The organism is Streptomyces canus, from assembly GCF_001514145.1.
Classification (GTDB): domain Bacteria; phylum Actinomycetota; class Actinomycetes; order Streptomycetales; family Streptomycetaceae; genus Streptomyces; species Streptomyces canus.
This window is the reverse complement of sequence record NZ_KQ948656.1, coordinates 118,895-135,461: the sequence shown is the minus strand read 5'-3', so window position 1 is coordinate 135,461 and position 16,567 is coordinate 118,895. Positions and strand designations below refer to the sequence as shown.

Annotated in this window: 13 protein-coding genes and 2 pseudogenes; 8 read left to right on the top strand and 7 right to left on the bottom strand. The window is 70.3% G+C overall.

Features of this window, described 5'->3' with window-relative positions; translation table 11 throughout:
• Positions 1-122: 122 nt before the first annotated feature.
• Complete coding sequence (locus AQJ46_RS55265) at positions 123-269, bottom strand: hypothetical protein (protein WP_159063968.1); 147 nt, start codon at positions 267-269, stop codon at positions 123-125.
• Between the two features lie 292 nt (positions 270-561).
• Here AQJ46_RS55265 and AQJ46_RS00570 point away from each other — a divergent pair, with 292 nt between their 5' ends.
• The 5 genes and pseudogenes from AQJ46_RS00570 (at position 562) to pflA (ending at position 5,930) form a co-directional block, all read left to right on the top strand.
• Positions 562-1,002: a pyridoxamine 5'-phosphate oxidase family protein gene (locus AQJ46_RS00570; protein ID WP_059203664.1), complete on the top strand. Its 441-nt coding sequence runs from the start codon at positions 562-564 to the stop codon at positions 1,000-1,002.
• Positions 1,003-1,745: 743 nt separating this feature from the next.
• Positions 1,746-1,922 (top strand): annotated as a pseudogene (locus AQJ46_RS59415) (phosphoketolase family protein); the annotation flags it as partial.
• A gap of 152 nt (positions 1,923-2,074) precedes the next feature.
• Positions 2,075-2,695, top strand: a complete 621-nt coding sequence (locus AQJ46_RS00565) for a hypothetical protein (protein WP_059204351.1) — start codon at positions 2,075-2,077, stop codon at positions 2,693-2,695.
• Between the two features lie 230 nt (positions 2,696-2,925).
• On the top strand, positions 2,926-5,187 hold the full coding sequence (gene pflB, locus AQJ46_RS00560; RefSeq protein ID WP_059203663.1) for a formate C-acetyltransferase: 2,262 nt from the start codon (positions 2,926-2,928) through the stop codon (positions 5,185-5,187).
• The gene (gene pflA / locus AQJ46_RS00555) at positions 5,184-5,930 is read left to right on the top strand and encodes a pyruvate formate-lyase-activating protein (RefSeq protein WP_208616849.1); all 747 of its coding nucleotides are present in this window, start codon (positions 5,184-5,186) and stop codon (positions 5,928-5,930) included. The genes pflB and pflA overlap by 4 nt, the downstream gene beginning before the upstream one ends.
• Positions 5,931-6,144: 214 nt before the next feature.
• On the opposite strand, the gene AQJ46_RS00550 is transcribed toward pflA, so the two are convergent.
• The 3 genes and pseudogenes from AQJ46_RS00550 to AQJ46_RS00545 all read right to left on the bottom strand — a co-directional run bounded on the left by AQJ46_RS00550 (position 6,145) and on the right by AQJ46_RS00545 (position 8,395).
• Positions 6,145-6,810: a DUF4389 domain-containing protein gene (locus tag AQJ46_RS00550; RefSeq protein ID WP_059203662.1), complete on the bottom strand. Its 666-nt coding sequence runs from the start codon at positions 6,808-6,810 to the stop codon at positions 6,145-6,147.
• A 256-nt stretch (positions 6,811-7,066) separates the two neighbouring features.
• Positions 7,067-7,577 (bottom strand): annotated as a pseudogene (locus tag AQJ46_RS51540) (glyceraldehyde 3-phosphate dehydrogenase NAD-binding domain-containing protein); the annotation flags it as partial.
• Between the two features lie 125 nt (positions 7,578-7,702).
• Positions 7,703-8,395, bottom strand: a complete 693-nt coding sequence (locus tag AQJ46_RS00545; protein ID WP_059203661.1) for a response regulator — start codon at positions 8,393-8,395, stop codon at positions 7,703-7,705.
• Positions 8,396-8,884: 489 nt separating this feature from the next.
• Between AQJ46_RS00545 and adhP the strand changes: the two genes are divergently transcribed.
• The 3 genes from adhP (at position 8,885) to AQJ46_RS00530 (ending at position 13,062) form a co-directional block, all read left to right on the top strand.
• The gene (adhP, locus tag AQJ46_RS00540) at positions 8,885-9,895 is read left to right on the top strand and encodes an alcohol dehydrogenase AdhP (protein WP_059203660.1); all 1,011 of its coding nucleotides are present in this window, start codon (positions 8,885-8,887) and stop codon (positions 9,893-9,895) included.
• Positions 9,896-10,533: 638 nt separating this feature from the next.
• Positions 10,534-11,529 (top strand): Acg family FMN-binding oxidoreductase, encoded by a 996-nt coding sequence (locus AQJ46_RS00535; RefSeq protein ID WP_059203659.1) that lies wholly within the window; start codon positions 10,534-10,536, stop codon positions 11,527-11,529.
• Positions 11,530-11,856: 327 nt separating this feature from the next.
• Positions 11,857-13,062: a globin domain-containing protein gene (locus AQJ46_RS00530; protein WP_059203658.1), complete on the top strand. Its 1,206-nt coding sequence runs from the start codon at positions 11,857-11,859 to the stop codon at positions 13,060-13,062.
• A 363-nt stretch (positions 13,063-13,425) separates the two neighbouring features.
• On the opposite strand, the gene AQJ46_RS51535 is transcribed toward AQJ46_RS00530, so the two are convergent.
• The 3 genes from AQJ46_RS51535 to AQJ46_RS00515 all read right to left on the bottom strand — a co-directional run bounded on the left by AQJ46_RS51535 (position 13,426) and on the right by AQJ46_RS00515 (position 16,488).
• A complete protein-coding gene (locus AQJ46_RS51535; protein WP_079072051.1) occupies positions 13,426-14,028 on the bottom strand; it encodes a HutD/Ves family protein in 603 nt (200 codons plus the stop codon).
• 1,135 nt (positions 14,029-15,163) lie between these two features.
• Positions 15,164-15,415 (bottom strand): hypothetical protein, encoded by a 252-nt coding sequence (locus AQJ46_RS00520; RefSeq protein WP_059203657.1) that lies wholly within the window; start codon positions 15,413-15,415, stop codon positions 15,164-15,166.
• Positions 15,416-16,137: 722 nt separating this feature from the next.
• Positions 16,138-16,488: a VOC family protein gene (locus AQJ46_RS00515; protein WP_059203656.1), complete on the bottom strand. Its 351-nt coding sequence runs from the start codon at positions 16,486-16,488 to the stop codon at positions 16,138-16,140.
• Positions 16,489-16,567: the final 79 nt, after the last annotated feature.

Sequence of the window (16,567 nt, the reverse complement as noted above, 5' to 3'; positions counted from 1 at the left end):
CCACTGGGAGGCAGCTGATCCGCACGCCAGGCACGTCGCCGGCGCACCGTGGCCGGTGATCCCGCCAAGGGCAGCCGTCGTCGCGCGACTCGGTCGGCCCGTCTGCCGTGGCTCAGCGTGGATCACCCGGTCTTGTGTCCCCACTGCGGGCCGACCAGGAGCGCGGCCGCGGTGGTCGGGGCGCCGGCTTCCACGGCCGCTTCGGTGGGGGTCGGCGGCTCGGCGGGATCTGCCCAGCGCATCGGTGACGCCGTGTCACGCAGCTCCATGACGGTGATTTCACCGACACGAACCGGACCTGGTCTGAGGAGCAGGCGAGGCGCGCCGTCGGTGGGGCCGATCGGCCCCAACCGCAGGTTCTTGCGGGGCCCGTCCGACGTAGCGAAGCGGCCGAACATTCCCCGAACACCGCGGACAGGCCGGCCGTGCGGCCCATCCCGTGGTGTTGCCAGGGTCGTTCTCCGCCACGGCCGGGACCCATGGCCCCTCATCGTCGGGCCTGCTCCGGCGCAGGGTGGAAGAACGCAATACCTCTGAACCAGGTGAGAGACGGGCTGGCTGATGGACCCCAATGACGGTTACCGCGAACTCGGGCGGCAGGAATGCCTGCGGCTGATGGCCAAGGCGCCCATCGGCCGCATCGTCTACACGCGCCGCGCCCTGCCCGCCGTGCTGCCGGTCAACTTCACCCTGGACGGCGACGGCGCGATCGTGCTGCGTACCTCCGCCGCCTCGGAACTGGTCCGCGCGATCGAGGGCGCGGTGGTCGCCTTCGAGACCGACGACGTCGATGCGGCCCGCCACTCCGGCTGGAGCGTTGTCGTCACGGGCACGGCCACAGCGGTGACCGACCCGGACGAGCGTGGACGCCTGGCCCGTACCGTTCCGGTGTCCTGGGTACCGGCGCCGCAGGCGGTCTTCGTCCGCATCGAGCCCGAACTGGTCACCGGACGGGAGCTCCTCGGCGGACGAACCCTGTATGGGGTGGATCTCCCTGCCTGAAGGACTTCCTTCTCCTTCCTGTCATTTCTCGTCGGCCGGGTCCGTAGGGCCCCGCGAGACAAGGACAATGACTGACCGTCATGTGGTTGTCGGAGTGGACGGTTCACTGGTCGCCGTACGGGCCCTGGACCGGGCCGCCGAGGAGGCGGTCGCCGTGCCCGACCGGGACGAGGCGGGGCCGGTTCTGGCATCAGCCGCCTCGCGGGTCCACGACCGCCATGCCTGCGGATGGAGTCCAGGGGCGCGGAGAGCGGCGCCGTGCGGGCGCTGGCACGGGAAATCACCCTCGCGACGAGGGGCGCGAGGTGCTGCTCGGCCTGGAGAGCGACGACGATGGGGCCGCTGTGCCCATGCCTTCCAGGAGGCGTCCCGGTGTGGGGTCCGGCTGCGTGTCGTGCACTCCGCGACACACCGGCACACCACACCAGAACTGGCCTCGCTGGTGGCCGCGACGAGTCCTGGAAGGCAGCGCCGGGCCCAAAGCGACCGTGCGGAAGAAGCCGTGCCCCGCTTCAGCATCGCCCGACCGCGGGAGGAGTACCCCGCAGCCGAGGTCGACAGCCGCACCGTCCGCACCGGCCCGGCCCACGCCCTGCTGGCGGGTACCCGCCAGGCGGCGTCGTGGGCATCGGCACGCACCGGAGCGCGGGCCGGCCCGGTCGGGCATGTCCCTTGCACCACTCCCACTGCCCTGTGGTGCTGGTGCCGACGGCCTGAAGAGCGTGAACCGGCCGACATCGCCCGTCGGCACCACGACCACGCCGTTCGACATGGTGGTCCGCAACGACCTGGACCGCTGGTGACTGGTGATGGACGCCATCGACCGCACCCCCGGCCTGGCCGTAAGGGCCGCCCCCGTACGGCAGTTGATGGAAGGCACCGACCTGCCGGAGGTCGCCGACTGGAACTGGGACGGCTGACCGATGCCAATGGGGCCCGGACAGAGGGCCGTTCGGCCCGCGGTCCGGGCCCTGCAGCCCCTCCGACGGGCGTTGACGACGCGGGACATTGAAGGTGCGACGAGAGTTGCCCGACATCCTGCGCGTCATACCCCTCGAAAGGGATGAGCATCATGGCAGTGCACGAACACACCCACCGTCATCCGGGATTCCGCTTCCCGTCCCTGCGCAGGGACGGGACGACTCCCGCCGCCGGCGAGACGACCGCCACCGCGACGGCGACCCGTGCGTACGTGTTCGCCGGGCTGCGACTGCTGACCGGGTTCGTCTTCCTGTGGGCGTTCCTGGACAAGACCTTCGGCCTCGGTTACGCCACCGGCTCCGGCAAGGGCTGGATCGACGGTGGCTCGCCCACCAAGGGTTTCCTCGGCGGGGTCGCCGCCGGCCCGATGGAGTCCACCTTCCACGCCTGGGCCGGGGCCGCCTGGGCGGACTGGCTGTTCATGCTCGGCCTGCTCGGCATCGCCCTGGCCCTCGTCTCCGGCATCGCGCTGCAGCTTGCCGCGGTCACCGGCACCGCCATGATGGCGCTCATGTGGATCGCCGAGTGGCCGCCGGCCAAGCACCTGTCCGACGGCTCGGCGAGCATGTCGACCAACCCGTTCGCCGACTACCACCTCATCTACGCCATCGTCCTGATCGCCCTGGCGGTCGCGGGCGCCGGCGCCACCTGGGGACTGGGCAAGGCCTGGGCGCGGCTGCCGTGGGTCAGCCGCAACCGCTGGCTGCTCTGAGGGCCGCGCGCGCATCGGACCGGGGCACCTCCGCCGAGTGGCGGAGGTGCCCCGGTCGCTCGTTTGACGTCGGCCAGGCGACGCAGGGGGCCGGAACGGGCCCAACGGCCCGGCAGGGAGGGCCCGATGGCCAGACCCAGGTGCTCCGACAGGCCCTCCTCGCAGGCATCGCGCGCGACGAGCATCAACAGCGAAGAAGTTCCACGTGCAGAGCGAGGGAGAGACCGGCGATGACGGCAACGGTGACAACTGGAGCCCGGGCGGCAACCGAGGCATGGCGAGGCTTCGCCGGCCTGCGCTGGCGCGACCGCATCGACGTACGCGACTTCATCCAGGCCAACTACACGCCGTACGAGGGCGACTCGACGTTCCTGGTCGGTCCGACCGAACGCACGCTGGCCGTCTGGCACAAGGTCGCTCGTCTGTTTCCCGAGGAGCGGCGCAAGGGAATCCTCGACGTCGACCCGGGCAATCCGTCCACCATCACCTCGCACCGGCCGGGCTACATCGACCGCGACCGGGAGCTGATCGTCGGCCTGCAGACCGATGCCCCGCTGCGGCGAGCCATCATGCCCAACGGTGGGCTGCGCATGGTCGAGAACAGTCTGAAGGCGTACGGCTACCGGGCCGACCCCTTCGTCACCCGGGTCTTCGGTACCTACCGCAAGACCCACAACGACGGTGTCTTCGATGCCTACACCCCCGAGATGCGCGCCGCCCGCAAGGCAGGGATCATCACCGGTCTGCCGGACGCCTACGGCCGCGGCCGGATCATCGGCGACTACCGGCGGGTCGCGCTGTACGGCACCGACCGGCTCATCGAGTCCAAGCGGGCCGAGCGCGCCCTGCTGGACGCGAGGCTCTCCAGCCCGGACGTCATCCGCGACCGTGAGGAACTGGCCGAGCAGATCCGGGCGTTGGGTGAACTGGCGGAAATGGCGGCCTCGTACGGTTGCGACGTCTCCCGCCCGGCCGTCACCGCACACGAGGCCGTGCAGTGGCTCTACCTCGGCTTCCTGGCGGCGGTGAAGGAGCAGAACGGCGCCGCGATGTCGCTGGGCCGCACCTCCACGTTCCTGGACGTCTACGTACAGCGGGACCTGGGCGAGGGGACCCTCGACGAGACCCGCGCCCAGGAGCTGATCGACGACTTCGTGATCAAGCTGCGGATCGTACGGTTCCTGCGCACCCCCGAGTACGACGCGCTGTTCTCCGGCGACCCGACCTGGGTGACGGAGTCCATCGGCGGCATGGGGGGTGACGGGCGCACACTCGTCACCCGGACCTCCTTCCGCTTCCTGCAGACGCTCTACAACCTCGGCCCGGCCCCCGAGCCCAACCTGACCGTGCTCTGGTCGCCCCAACTGCCGTCCGGGTTCAAGGAGTTCTGCGCCCAGGTGTCCATCGACACCAGCGCCGTGCAATACGAGTCCGACGACCTGTTGCGCCCGCGCACCGGCGACGACACCGCGATCGCCTGCTGCGTCTCGGCGATGACGGTGGGCCGACAGATGCAGTTCTTCGGCGCCCGCGTCAACCTCGCCAAGGCGCTGCTGTACGCGATCAACGGCGGCCGGGACGAGATGACCGGCGAGCAGATCGCTCCCGAGGCGCCCGCGCCGGCCGGCGAGTACCTGGAGTACGGGGAGCTGTCGGCCGCGTACGACCGCATGCTGGACTGGCTGGCGGCCACGTACGTCAACACCCTCAACGTCATCCACTACATGCACGACAAGTACGCCTACGAGCGCATCGAAATGGCGCTGCACAACCACCCGGTGTACCGCTACATGGCCTGCGGCATCGCCGGACTGTCGGTGGCCGCCGACAGCCTCTCCGCCGTCAAGTACGGCCGGGTGAAGGTGATCCGGGACGACACGGGCCTGGCCGTCGACTACCGGATCGAGGGCGACTTCCCGGCGTACGGCAACAACGACGACCGTGTCGACTCCATCGCCGTCGACCTCGTGAAGTCCTTCATGGCGAAGCTGCGCAAGCACCCCACCTACCGCAACGCCGAGCACACCCAGTCGGTGCTGACCATCACCTCCAACGTGGTGTATGGCAAGCACACGGGCAACACCCCCGACGGCCGCCGTGCCGGCCGGCCCTTCGCCCCCGGCGCCAACCCGATGAACGGCCGCGACCGGCACGGGGTGGCCGCTTCCGCGCTGTCGGTGGCGAAGCTGCCGTACGAGGAGGCCCGGGACGGCATCTCACTGACCACGACGATCACCCCGGAGGGGCTGGGGCACAACCCCGACGAGCGGCCGGGCCACCTGGTGGGCATCCTCGACGCCTACACGGCCTCGGGCGGCTTCCACATGAACGTCAACGTCCTGGACAGGGCGACGCTGGAGGACGCCATGGAACACCCGGAGAAGTACCCGGAGCTGACCATGCGCGTCTCCGGATACGCCGTCAACTTCGTCCGCCTGACCCGCGAGCAGCAGCTCGACGTGATCAGCCGTACCTTCCACGGATCGCTGTGAGCACGACGGTCGCACCGGTGAGGGGCCGGATCCACTCCTGGGACCTGTCCACGGGAGTGGATGGTCCCGGGACCCGGTTCGTGCTGTTCCTCAGCGGCTGCCCACTGCGCTGCCTGTACTGCGCCAACCCCGACACCTGGCACATGCGCGACGGGAAACAGACCACCATCGACGAGGTGATGGCTGAGATCGAGAGGTACCGGCCCTTCATCACCGCCGCCGGCGGGGGCCTGACGCTCACCGGCGGCGAGGCCCTGCTGCAGCCCGCGTTCACGGCCTCGGTCTTCCGCCGCTGCAAGGAACTCGGTCTGCACACCACCCTGGACACCTCCGGTTTCCTCGGCGCCCGCGCCACCGACGAGCTGCTCGCCGACACCGACCTGGTCCTGCTGGACATCAAGTCCTTCGACGTCCGGATGTACCGGAGGCTGACCGGCGGCGACCTTTCCCCGACCCTCGACTTCGCCACCCGCCTGGACCGGTTCGGCGTCCCGGTGTGGATTCGCTATGTCCTGGTGCCCGGCTGGACCGACGACCCGGCGGCCGTCGACGGCCTTGGCGGGTTCCTCGCCGGGCTGGGCAACGTCGACCGGGTGGATGTCCTGCCCTTCCACAAGCTCGGCGCCCACAAGTACGACCGGCTGGGCATCCCCTTCGCGCTGCGCGACACACCCACACCGGATCCGGACCTGACGGAGCGGGTGCGCGAGCAGTTCCGGGAGCACGGCCTGCGGGCGCTCTGACGCGCTGAGTGGCCCGGAACCGCGTGCTCGTGTTCAGTGCACGGAGGCTGGCCACGTGCAGGCCACGGCCATGATGACCCCCACATCCAACAGCACGCCGACACCGAGCCACGGGTCGAACGGGGACGGCCTGCCGGGTTGCCGCGGCGCAGTCCAGACGCCCGGGTGCAGCAGCCCGTGCACGATCAGGAACGCCGCCACCAGGGAAAGGTGATCAGGGCACCACCTCCGGTTCGTGCGGTTCCGTGCCTCCCATGTCGAGCCGGAACGGTGGATACGAGTCCGTCATCAGGACGACGTAGGCGACGACGCGCAGAACCCACCTGTTCAGCCCGAGGATCAGGTCGAACAGGCTCCGGGGGTACTTCTCGGTGAAGGCCACGGTCACGGCGGCGATCAACACCAGGACGGCGATCAGCCCGCCGCCCCACCAGCCGAGGTGCCAGCCGCTGAGGAAGAAGCCGATGACGAGGTAGTGGGGGATGGCCAGCAACCACCACTTCACCAGCACCAGGCCGCGGGAGAGGCGCTCGGGGTAGTCGATGTCCAGCCGGGCCGGGTAGTCGGGTTCCGCACCCAGGCTGAAGGGCGGGTAGCGGTCGGTGCCCAGGGCGCCGTACGAGTAGTAGGCGACACGCCAGCTCCAGCGCAGGACCCCGAGGTTGAAGTCGAACAGGGGGCGTGGGTAGCGCTCGGTGAACAGGATGGCGAAGAACGCGATCACGCACACCACGCTGAAGGCGATCCAGAGGAAGAACAGCACCACGTAGTGGGGGATGACCAGGACCCATTTCACCAGCCACAGCCACCGGGACAGCTGCGCATCCAGCACCGCACTCACCCGGACCGGGCGCTCTGGTGTTCCTGCCGGGGTTGTCATGGCGATCAACTCCTCCGGGCCCGGAGAGACGGCCGCTGAATCGGGCCCATGACCAGCCTGATCGCTGACGGGGAGCCTCGCCATCTGTGCCGTCCGGAAAGGGCCGCGCCGGGCGGATCGGCACACCCGCGCGGTGCGGATGCCGATGCCGTTCGATCGGGCCTACTCGTCGGTCACCTCGGCCGGTCCGAGGCAGGCCGCCCGCATGATGTCCTGCATGTCGTCGAGCATCGGCATGCGCGGGCTGGCGGGCGCGGATTCCCTTCAGCGGCCCGTCGGCGGCCGCCCGGAAGGCGGCGTTGATCTCGTCGACGGTCACCTCCCGGTCCAGTACGAGGGTCAGGTCGGTCAGGGAGCCGTCCTCGACGGGGACGCGGACCGCGAGGCCGTCGAGGGTGCCGGCCGGCTCCGGCAGGACCATGCCCACGGCACGGGCCGCTCCGGTGCTGGTCGGGATGATGTTCACAGCAGCGGTGCGGCCTCGCCGCGCCGGCCCAGTCCAGGGCGGCGGGGTCGCGTTCGGCGGTCACGGCGATGCGGTGGCCGTCGACCGTGATCGAGGTGTCGTCGTGCGCGACCGTGCGGTGCAGCCTGCCCTACGTCGAGTCGTACTCCAGCAGATGGGCGAGCGCCTCCGGTGAGGTGAGGTCGTTGACCGCCACCACCTCGACCGGTGTGCCGGCCGCTGTCTCCGCGCGCTCCAGCGCGAGCCTCAGGTAGTGGCGCCCGATGTGGCCGAAGCCGTTGATTCCCACGCGCACGCCCATGTCCGTCGTCCTCCCGATCGATCCGCTTCTGTGTCGCTGCCAGCCTGCTGGCCGGGGACAGGATCGTGCTTGGGCCGGACGGGGCGAGCCGGAGGGACGTTCGGCCCAGCGGCTCGCCGCGGGCTTCAGTGCCCTTGTGGCTTGGCCCGGTCCTGGGCCTGGGTGGCGATGACCGCGGCCTGGATGCGCCGCTCCACGCCGAGCTTGGCCAGCAGTCGGGAGATGTGGTTCTTCACCGTCTTCTCCGCGAGGAAGAGCCGCTGGCCGATCTGGCGGTTGGTGAGTCCCTCGCCGATCAGGGCCAGGATCTCCCGCTCCCGGTCCGTCAGACCGGGGAGGGCGTCGGGCTCGGGTTCCGGCTCCTGGCCCTGGCGCAGCCGGGCCATCAGTCTGGCGGTGGCGCTGGGGTCGAGCAGGGACTGGCCGGCGGCGACCGTGCGGACGGCCGAGACGAGGTCCGAGCCCTTGATCTGTTTCAGTACGTACCCGGACGCCCCCGCCATGATCGAGTCCAGCAGGGCTTCCTCGTCGTCGAACGAGGTCAGCATCAGGCAGGCCAACTCCGGCATCTGCGAGCGCAGCTCCCGGCACACGGTCACGCCGTCGCCGTCGGGCAGGCGGACGTCGAGCACCGCCACCTGCGGGCGCAGCGCGGGCACGCGGATCAGGGCCTGCTCGACAGTGGCCGCCTCGCCGACGACGGTGATGTCCGGCTCGTCGTTCAGCAGGTCGTGCACGCCGCGCCGTACCACCTCGTGGTCGTCCAGCAAGAAGACCCGGATCGAGTTGTCGGGGCTGGGCTGCGCGCCGTCCGCCATTGGATGCTCCTTGTTCTGCGCTGTCCGAATCCTGCACCGAGCCGTCGCCCACAGGGTGTAACCAGTCCTTGCCTATTGCAGATCTTGCGCGATCCGGGGCCAAAGGGCCAGGGCCGATCGGCCCTACTGCTCTCAGCGCCCCGCCTCCCCTGGGGACCCCGATCAGAGCGCATGACCGGACCGGCAGCGGCCGGCCCATGGATCTGCTCGGCAGGCCCGAAAGCTGGGCACCAGCAACATCTCCAGGTCTCGCTCATGCGCGTGGTCGGCCTGGAACACGCCTCCGACGTCGCACCGACCGCCGCGAGATGCGGGCGCGGTGTGGTGGTCGGCGACTCCGTGCGCTGTCCGGCTCAAGGGGTCGGTCTCCGACCTGCTCGGGGCCGATCGGCCCCATCCCCGAGGACGTCCAGGACCTGCCGCCGCGCCAGGACCGAGCCGACGCTGGATCCGCACCGCGCCGCACAGTCAGCCCTTGAGGAGCATGTGATGAAGGCAGCAGTCGTCCGGTCCTTCGGCCAGCCGCTGGTGATCGAGGAACGGCCGGATCCGGAGCCCGGCCCCGGCCAGGTCCGCATCCGCGTGGAGGCGTCCGGGCTGTGCCACACCGACATCCACGCCGCGCGCGGCGACTGGCCCGTCAAGCCCACCCCGCCCTTCGTTCCCGGCCATGAGGGCGTCGGCATCGTCGAGGCGCTCGGCGAGGGCGTGACCCACCCGGAGATCGGGCAGCGCGTGGCCGTGCCTTGGCTGGGCTGGGCCTGCGGACGGTGCGAGCACTGTCTGTCCGGCTGGGAGACCCTGTGCGAGCAGCAGATCAACACCGGCTACGGCGTCGACGGCGGTTACGCCGAGAAGATGCTCGCCCCGGCCGACTTCGCCGCCCTGGTCCCCGACGGCATCGACCCACGCGAGGCCGCCCCGCTGACCTGCGCAGGCGTGACCACGTACAAGGCCCTCAAAGTCGCCGGTGTTCGTCCCACTCAGCTGGTGGCGATCTCCGGCATCGGTGGGCTCGGCCACCTGGCCGTGCAGTACGCGAAGATCGCCGGCGCCACCGTCGCCGCGATCGACGTCACCGACGACAAACTCGACCTCGCCCGCGAGCTCGGCGCCGACATCCTCATCGACGCCCGCAAGGAAGACCCCGCGAAGGTGCTCAAGCAGCACGGCGGCGCCCACGCCGCCATCGCGCTGGCCGTCAACGAGCAGGCGTTCGCCTCCGGCTACGGCGGACTGCGGCGCGGCGGCAAACTGGTCATGGTCGCCCTGCCCGCCGGCGGAACCATCAGCGTGCCGATCTTCGACACCGTCCTGAACGGCACCTCCGTCATCGGCTCCATCGTCGGCACCCGACAGGACCTCGACGAGGTCTTCCAGCTCCACGCCGCCGGACGCACCAAGGTCATCTACGAAACCCGGCCCCTGCACACCGTCAACGACTCCATCGCCGAAGTCCTCGACGGGCAGATCAAGGCACGCATCGTCTTCGAGATGTGACCCGCTCCCACCAGCCGCCGACGGGGCGCCGCCCCTGTCCCCTGCCCCGGCAGCTCCCTCAGGGCGTCGTCCGGGGCGAGCGGACCGGTCAGCCGGACGGTGGCCGGCAGGCCGCGTTCGTGCGGGTCCGATAGCCACTTCGTCTCGGGGCGGCGAAGAGAAGACCGATGCCACGCCCGGGAGCTGGCTGCACCCGCCCGCCCGTCGACCCGCACCGTGCGCGCCGCCGCCCCCAGCGTCATGCTGCACGCCCCGGAACCCGCCACTGCCAGTGGCCCAGCTGCGGTCCGCCCGGTCGGTCCCGGACCGGGCAGAGCGGGGCACTCGCGGGCAACAGCTCGTGCCGGGCGAGTCGGCCTGCCCGCGCCCCGAGGCTTCGCAGCGGCGCCATGGCGCCCGTCACCCCCAACGCTGGGGCCGAAAGGCTCCAACACGACGGCCTGGTGGGCTCTGGTAGGCCGATGAACGCCTCCGTCACGGGATTTCGCATACCCGGCAGGTCCCATGAGGCGGACACTGGGATCAGCCGGCCGGGTGCGGGCTGACCGCCACAGCCGTGTGGCGTGCCCGCCGAGCCGCCAGTGGGGTACCTGATCAGTGGGGTCCGCGTCCCGGCAAGCGCGTGCGAGGAGGATGCCATGGCATTGCGACAGCTCGATGAGAAGACGGTGACCACGCTGGTCGCCGAGGCCACCACGGCGCCGTCCATGCACAACGCTCAGCCGTGGCGTTTCCGCTTCCTGGCCGCTGAACGGCTCCTGCTGCTGTACGCCGACCTCGAGCGGGCCATGCCCCGTTCCGATCACGGCAACCGGGCACTGCACATCGGCTGCGGGGCGGCGCTGTTCAACCTGCGCGTGTCCGCCGCCCACGCGGGCCTCACCCCGGACGTCCGGCTGCTGCCCGAGCCCCAGGACCCGCTGCTGCTCGCCGCCGTCCATCTGACCGGGCAGGCGGCCGGGCGCGCGCCGGACGACGAGCTGGCCCGGCTGCACGGGGTGATCCGGCAGCGACACACCAGCCGCCATCCCTTCGCGGAGAAGGACATCCCCGAGGACATCCGGACCACACTGCAGGATGCGGCGGCACGCGAGTCGGCCGCCCTGCTCTTCCCCGGCCCCTGGCATGCCGAGACGGTGCTCGACCTGGTCCGCGACGCGGAGAGCCGCGATGTCACGGACTCCGGTGCCCGCGAGGACCTCGTCCGCTGGACCCGGCTCGGCCCGGAGGCGGACAGCGCCGTCGACGGTGTTCCCGAGTACGCCTTCGGGCCGCGCAAGCGGGACGGCAAGGCCCCGGTACGGGACTTCGCCGGGCGTCGGCCGGTGGCCGACCGCGGCACCACCACCTTCGAGTACACCCCGCACCTGGCCCTGCTGAGTACTCCCGGCGACGGGCCCGCCGACTGGCTGCGCGCCGGTCAGGCACTGGAATGGGTGCTTTTGGAGGCAACCCTGGCCGACCTGGCCACCTCCCTCACGTCCCACGCGCTGGAGACCCCCGAGCTGCGCCTGCTGGTCCGCGACCCGGGATCGGGCACGGGGCAGGTGCAGATGGTGCTGCGTCTCGGCTACGGCCCACGGGGCCCGGCCACCCCTCGCCGCCCGGTCACTGACGTTCTCGACATCGTGTAACCGCAAGACCGCTTTCGTCGGTATCAACGCACAGCCGGCGGGGATGAGGGACGAATTGGTCCCACGTTCCTGTCGGTTGTCCTTGAGGTGTTTGGCGCTTCCGGTCACTGGTGACCCGCACGGAAACCAGACGCGACTCCGTGGCCGCTTCGGACCCAGGGGTGGCCGAGGGGACTCTTGGCGCCGACGGATCCGTTGGTGGGGGCGCATCCACACGAGCCGATCGGCCTCAAAGAGAAGGCCATTCGGCCCTCGGCGCCCGTACATGGATCAAGCCACGATGGTGAGCGCCAATCCCCTTGTACACCGCATCTGCTGAGGAGACCCATGCTTTCGCCCGAGTCGGCCACCGTCGTCCGTGCCACCCTGCCCGCCGTCGGCGGAGCCCTGGACGAGATCACGGCGCGGTTCTACGACACGATGTTCGCCGAGCAACCAGAGCTGCTGGACGGGCTGTTCAACCGCGGCAACCAGGCCAGCGGACAACAGCGCCGCGCTCTGGCCGGGTCCATCGCAGGCTTCGCACAGGCGCTGCTCGCCGACCCCGACGCCCGCCCGGACGCGCTGCTGTCGCGGATCGCCCACAAGCACGCCGCGCTTGGTGTCACCGAGGACCAGTACACGATCGTCCACAAGTACCTGTTCGGGGCCATTGCCGACGTGCTCGGCGAGGCGGTCACGCCGGAGGTCGCCGCCGCTTGGGACGAGGTGTACTGGCTGATGGCCGGCGCGCTCATCGCCCGGGAGGCCCGCCTGTACCAGGAGGCGCAGATCGATCCCCGCAATCCGTGGCGGCAGTGGACGGTCGTCGAGCGTCGGGAGGAGACCCCCGACGCGGTGTCCTTCCTGCTGCGCCCGGCGGACGACGGCCCGATCCCCTCCGGCAGGGCCGGCCAGTACGTCAGCGTCCGCGTGAAGATGCCCGACGGTATACACCAGTTGCGCCAGTACAGCCTCTCCGGCGCCCCCGGCGACCGGCTGCGCCGTATCACCGTCAAACGGGTCGCGAGCATCGCCGACGCCCCCGAGGGCGAGGTGTCCAACCAGCTGCACCGCACCTTCCGGGCCGGCGACGAACTCACCCTGTCCGCCCCGTTCGGCGACGTCGTCCTCGACGACGCCGACAGTCCGCTGCTGCTGGTCTCGGCCGGCATCGGCTGCACCCCGATGGTCGGCATGCTCGAACACCTCGCGGCGACCGGAGCCGCCCGCCCGGTCACCGTGCTGCATGCCGACCGCTCTCCGGCCGACCACGCCCTGCGCGCCGACACCTGCCGCCTCGTCGGCCGACTGCCCGGCGCCCGGGCCGAGTTCTGGTACGAACAGGACGCCGCCGCCGAACCGGGCGCCCGCACCGGTCTGATGGACCTCGACGGACTGGACCTGCCCGCCGACGCCGACGTCTACCTGTGCGGCTCGCTGCCCTTCATGCGCACCGTGCGGGCCCAGCTGCTGCAGGCCGGCATCCCCGCCCGCCACATCCGTTACGAGGTCTTCGGCCCCGACTTGTGGCTGGCCCACGCGGAAGGCTGAGCACAGGCACCGCAGAAGGTCAGAGCGGGGGCCGGTGACCCGGCCCCCGCGGAACCGCGACGCCTTTGCCGATCAGGCGGGCCCTGGCGGCGATGGGTCCACCTGGAGTGTCACGGTCATGGGCCTGGGCCTGTGGGGGAGTGGCCGTGCGCAGCCTGCCTCGGGGCCGCCTGCTGGTACAGGGCCGAGCCGGGACAGATGGTGGGGCCGACCGTCCCCCTCACGGGGCCTGACCCCACCGACCTAGTGCAGTCCGAGGCGGCGAGGGCGGGTTCGGGGCTCTCCACATCGCAGCACCCTGGGGTACGGCGATCTCCGTCGGACTCGGTCGGCAAGATTGTGCGGACGCCGGTGTACACGCCGTCAACCCGCCGCGGTGATCCTCATCCCGGCCACCCTGCCGTCGCCCCGTAGAGTCAGCACCGTCGGCCCTTCGTGACGCACGCAGTCGAGACGGCCGAGCCTGGTCTCCCGACCGTCCCGCCCGCCGACGGCGATCCCGTCCGTGACCGCCATGACGAGTAGGGTCTCGCCCGCGGCGCACGCCATCTTTGTCTCCCGTGCGGCGGCGACGCTGACGATCCGCACCGTTGCCGTCGCCCGGCTCCTGCGGGTCATGACATTCACATTGCGGACCGCGCCCGCCTCCAGCCGACAGTCCGTCGCTGCGTCGCCGGAGAAGGCGAAGGGACTCAACGGCCCGACCGGATGCGGTGTCCCGTCCACAGTCAGCACCATGCCCTCGCCCTCGACGAGGGTGATCACGCGGTCGATCCCGGGAAAGGCGGAGAAGGGGCCTCCCGCGTCCACGTCCGCGACGCTGACGCGCCAGTCGAAGCCGTCCGTGATCTCCGCCGAGGCCGTGGGCGCTTTCACGGTGCCCGACGCGACCTCTCGGGTCATACCGCCGCCGTTCTTCCACGGCACGTTGCGGTATTCGCTCCAGCGCAGAGCATCTCCGCCCATCCGACGCCGCCTCCTTGCTCGTCATCCGGCGGGCCACCTTCACCTGCGAACCTGTGCCACGGCTCTCCCGGTCGTCGGACAGCAGGAGTGTCCTGGCCCTTGATCATCGAGTGCGGGGCCAGCCTACGCGCCGACCTCGGGTGGAGGGCTGGGTGCCCCACCGGAGGAGGCGACCCGCGAAGTTCGACACGCTCCCGGGCGCCGGGCCACATGGAGTCAGGACCGGTCCTCCGACACGCACTGGCGCAGGCACACCAACGTGCCCTTCCTTCGCCAGACCAAGCCAGCGCTCCACACCCATGCCGACCCCCGCGTGCTTCCAGTCGTCGTACGCGATGCCTGGCAGACGCGGTGGCCACGCCAGACACGTTTTGTTCCCATCCGCGCCCCGAGACCGGCCTCTGCGCGAGCTCATCGGCGAACTGTCCGGGCTCGGTGCCCAGTTCCGCAGCCAGTGGGCGGCATGCCACGTCCGCATCCGCCACAACGCATCAAGACAACGACGAAGACCGCGAGCAATTACTACGCCGCGACACGGCGGTGTGGCTCAACGGCTCCCCGGCGATCCGGATCGAATCCGACAGCGGGCGCGCCGCGGTCAGCGTCGTGGTCGAGAACAGGCGCATCACGCGTGGCGTCAGTCGCTGCAGGGATGGCCCCGGCTGGCTGTTTGCCTTCCGGGACTGCCCCGAGGCGGGGATCGGTGCAACGGGATTGACTCGGAGGGAGCTTCTTGGGCCGCTGGGCTTACCTGAGCGCGAAAGCGTGAGTGGACAACAGCATTGCTCAAAGAGTCGTGTCCTTGTCGGCCGGCTTCACTCTCCGACTGCCGGCCCGGCGCCACCAAGGCCGTCCGTCGCTGCCATGCGCAGCTTCCGAATGTCATCGCCAGGCGCTCGGGGTTGTCGCCGGACGCGATCAGCAGGGCAGCGGCGCTGTCGGACACGACGCCTCTTGAAGCGGGTTCCCCGGGTCGAAGCCTGCCGGGGCCGCCGGGCAGAAGGCCCCGGACCGATAGTGATCCGGGGCCTCTGGCCTCACCTCGAGATGAACGCAAGCGGCCACTGACGGCCGGGCGGCTGCAGGGTTTACGGCCCGGGCGGCGGGAGCCGGTTCAGTGCGTCACGGGATGGGGTTACCAGCCGTGACCGCAGTCGGAACCAATGTCGGTGCTCTGTGCACCGGGGCTGCCCTCGCCGTTGAACAGGTTCCCGGCGAAGCCGCCGAGGAGGTTCACTTCGCCGAGGATGTCGATGTTCAGGTCGTGGGACTTGCACCCGCCGCCATGCGAGCCTCCCGCAGCCTGGGCGGTGGCAGGGCCGGTGCCCATGAGGCTGAAGCCACTGATGATGGCGACCGCGACAGCGGCCTTGTGAAGCTTGCGCATTCATTTCCTCCTGGAGCTGAGTAGAGCGCACCGTCAAAGATCACCAAGCGCTCATTTCGGAGGCTAGATCGACATTTCCCACGGCGCTCACCGGGGGAGCCGTCCGGGGGCCCTGCGGCTCGGACTGTCACGGTGGCTGGGTGTCGCAGGTGTGAAGGGGAGGTTCCTGGGGTGTCGGCCCGTCATCATGATCGGGGGCGGGTGGCGCGGGGTGACTCGGGTGCACCCGAGTCAAATGTGAAGTTGGCCGCCGGGCCACAGCGTGAGGCAGCGGTTGCCGCCGCAGGAAGCGAGGAGTGAGAACCCACCATGGACGGAGTCGGTTTTGGTGCCTTGACCTGTGGCGCCTTGGACCCACGGGAAAACGGATCACTCGAGGCGACGGCTGGTGGGTCGGCGATCCCAGCGATTGCCGCTGTGTGCCTGCCAGATCGGCATGCGAAGTGTGACGAGGGTAGCGGCGAGGAAGATGGAGAAGTCCGTGACCCTGCCGTCTCTGTCGGGCTCGACGGGCCCCGCCTTCCTTCCGCTGCTTCGCAAGTCGCCGACGCCGTCATCGTCAACATGTTCAGCGGGATGGGCTCCTCCGGCGTCGCGCACTGGTCGCAGCGGTTCGAACCGCTGCGAACGCGATGGGTGTTGCTGACGGCACTGTGGTGGCGAAGTCGCCGCGGGGCTGTGGCCACTGTGAGATTCGCCAGGCTGGGCCGGGTGTTGTGGGGTCACAGGCTGTGGGCGATGGGGTGCAGCGGTTCGTACAGCGGGAGTTCGGCGCCGCTGGGGAGCCGGATCGCAGTCAGTTTGCCCCAGCGCTGCTCGCTGACCGGCCGGGTGATCTCGACCCCCTGTGCGCGGAACTCGTCGAGCTGGGTATCAAGGTCGTCGCACATCAGGAAGAACTCGTGCTGCGGCGGGCCGTCGGTCGGGTGCACGGCAACCTCGGCCGGGGGCAGCTTGAAGATGAGCCAGCCGCCGCCCGCGTCGACCCCGGGAAAGCCGAGGACGTCACGGAGAAAGGCGCGGTCCGCCTCGGCGTCCTGGCTGTAGAGGATGACATGCGCACCGCTGATCATGGCTCTGGCTCCTGCCCCGTCGACGTGCTCGCGGTCGTGCCCCTCGGCATCTTGGCACGCTCAGGCCCCGGAAGACCTT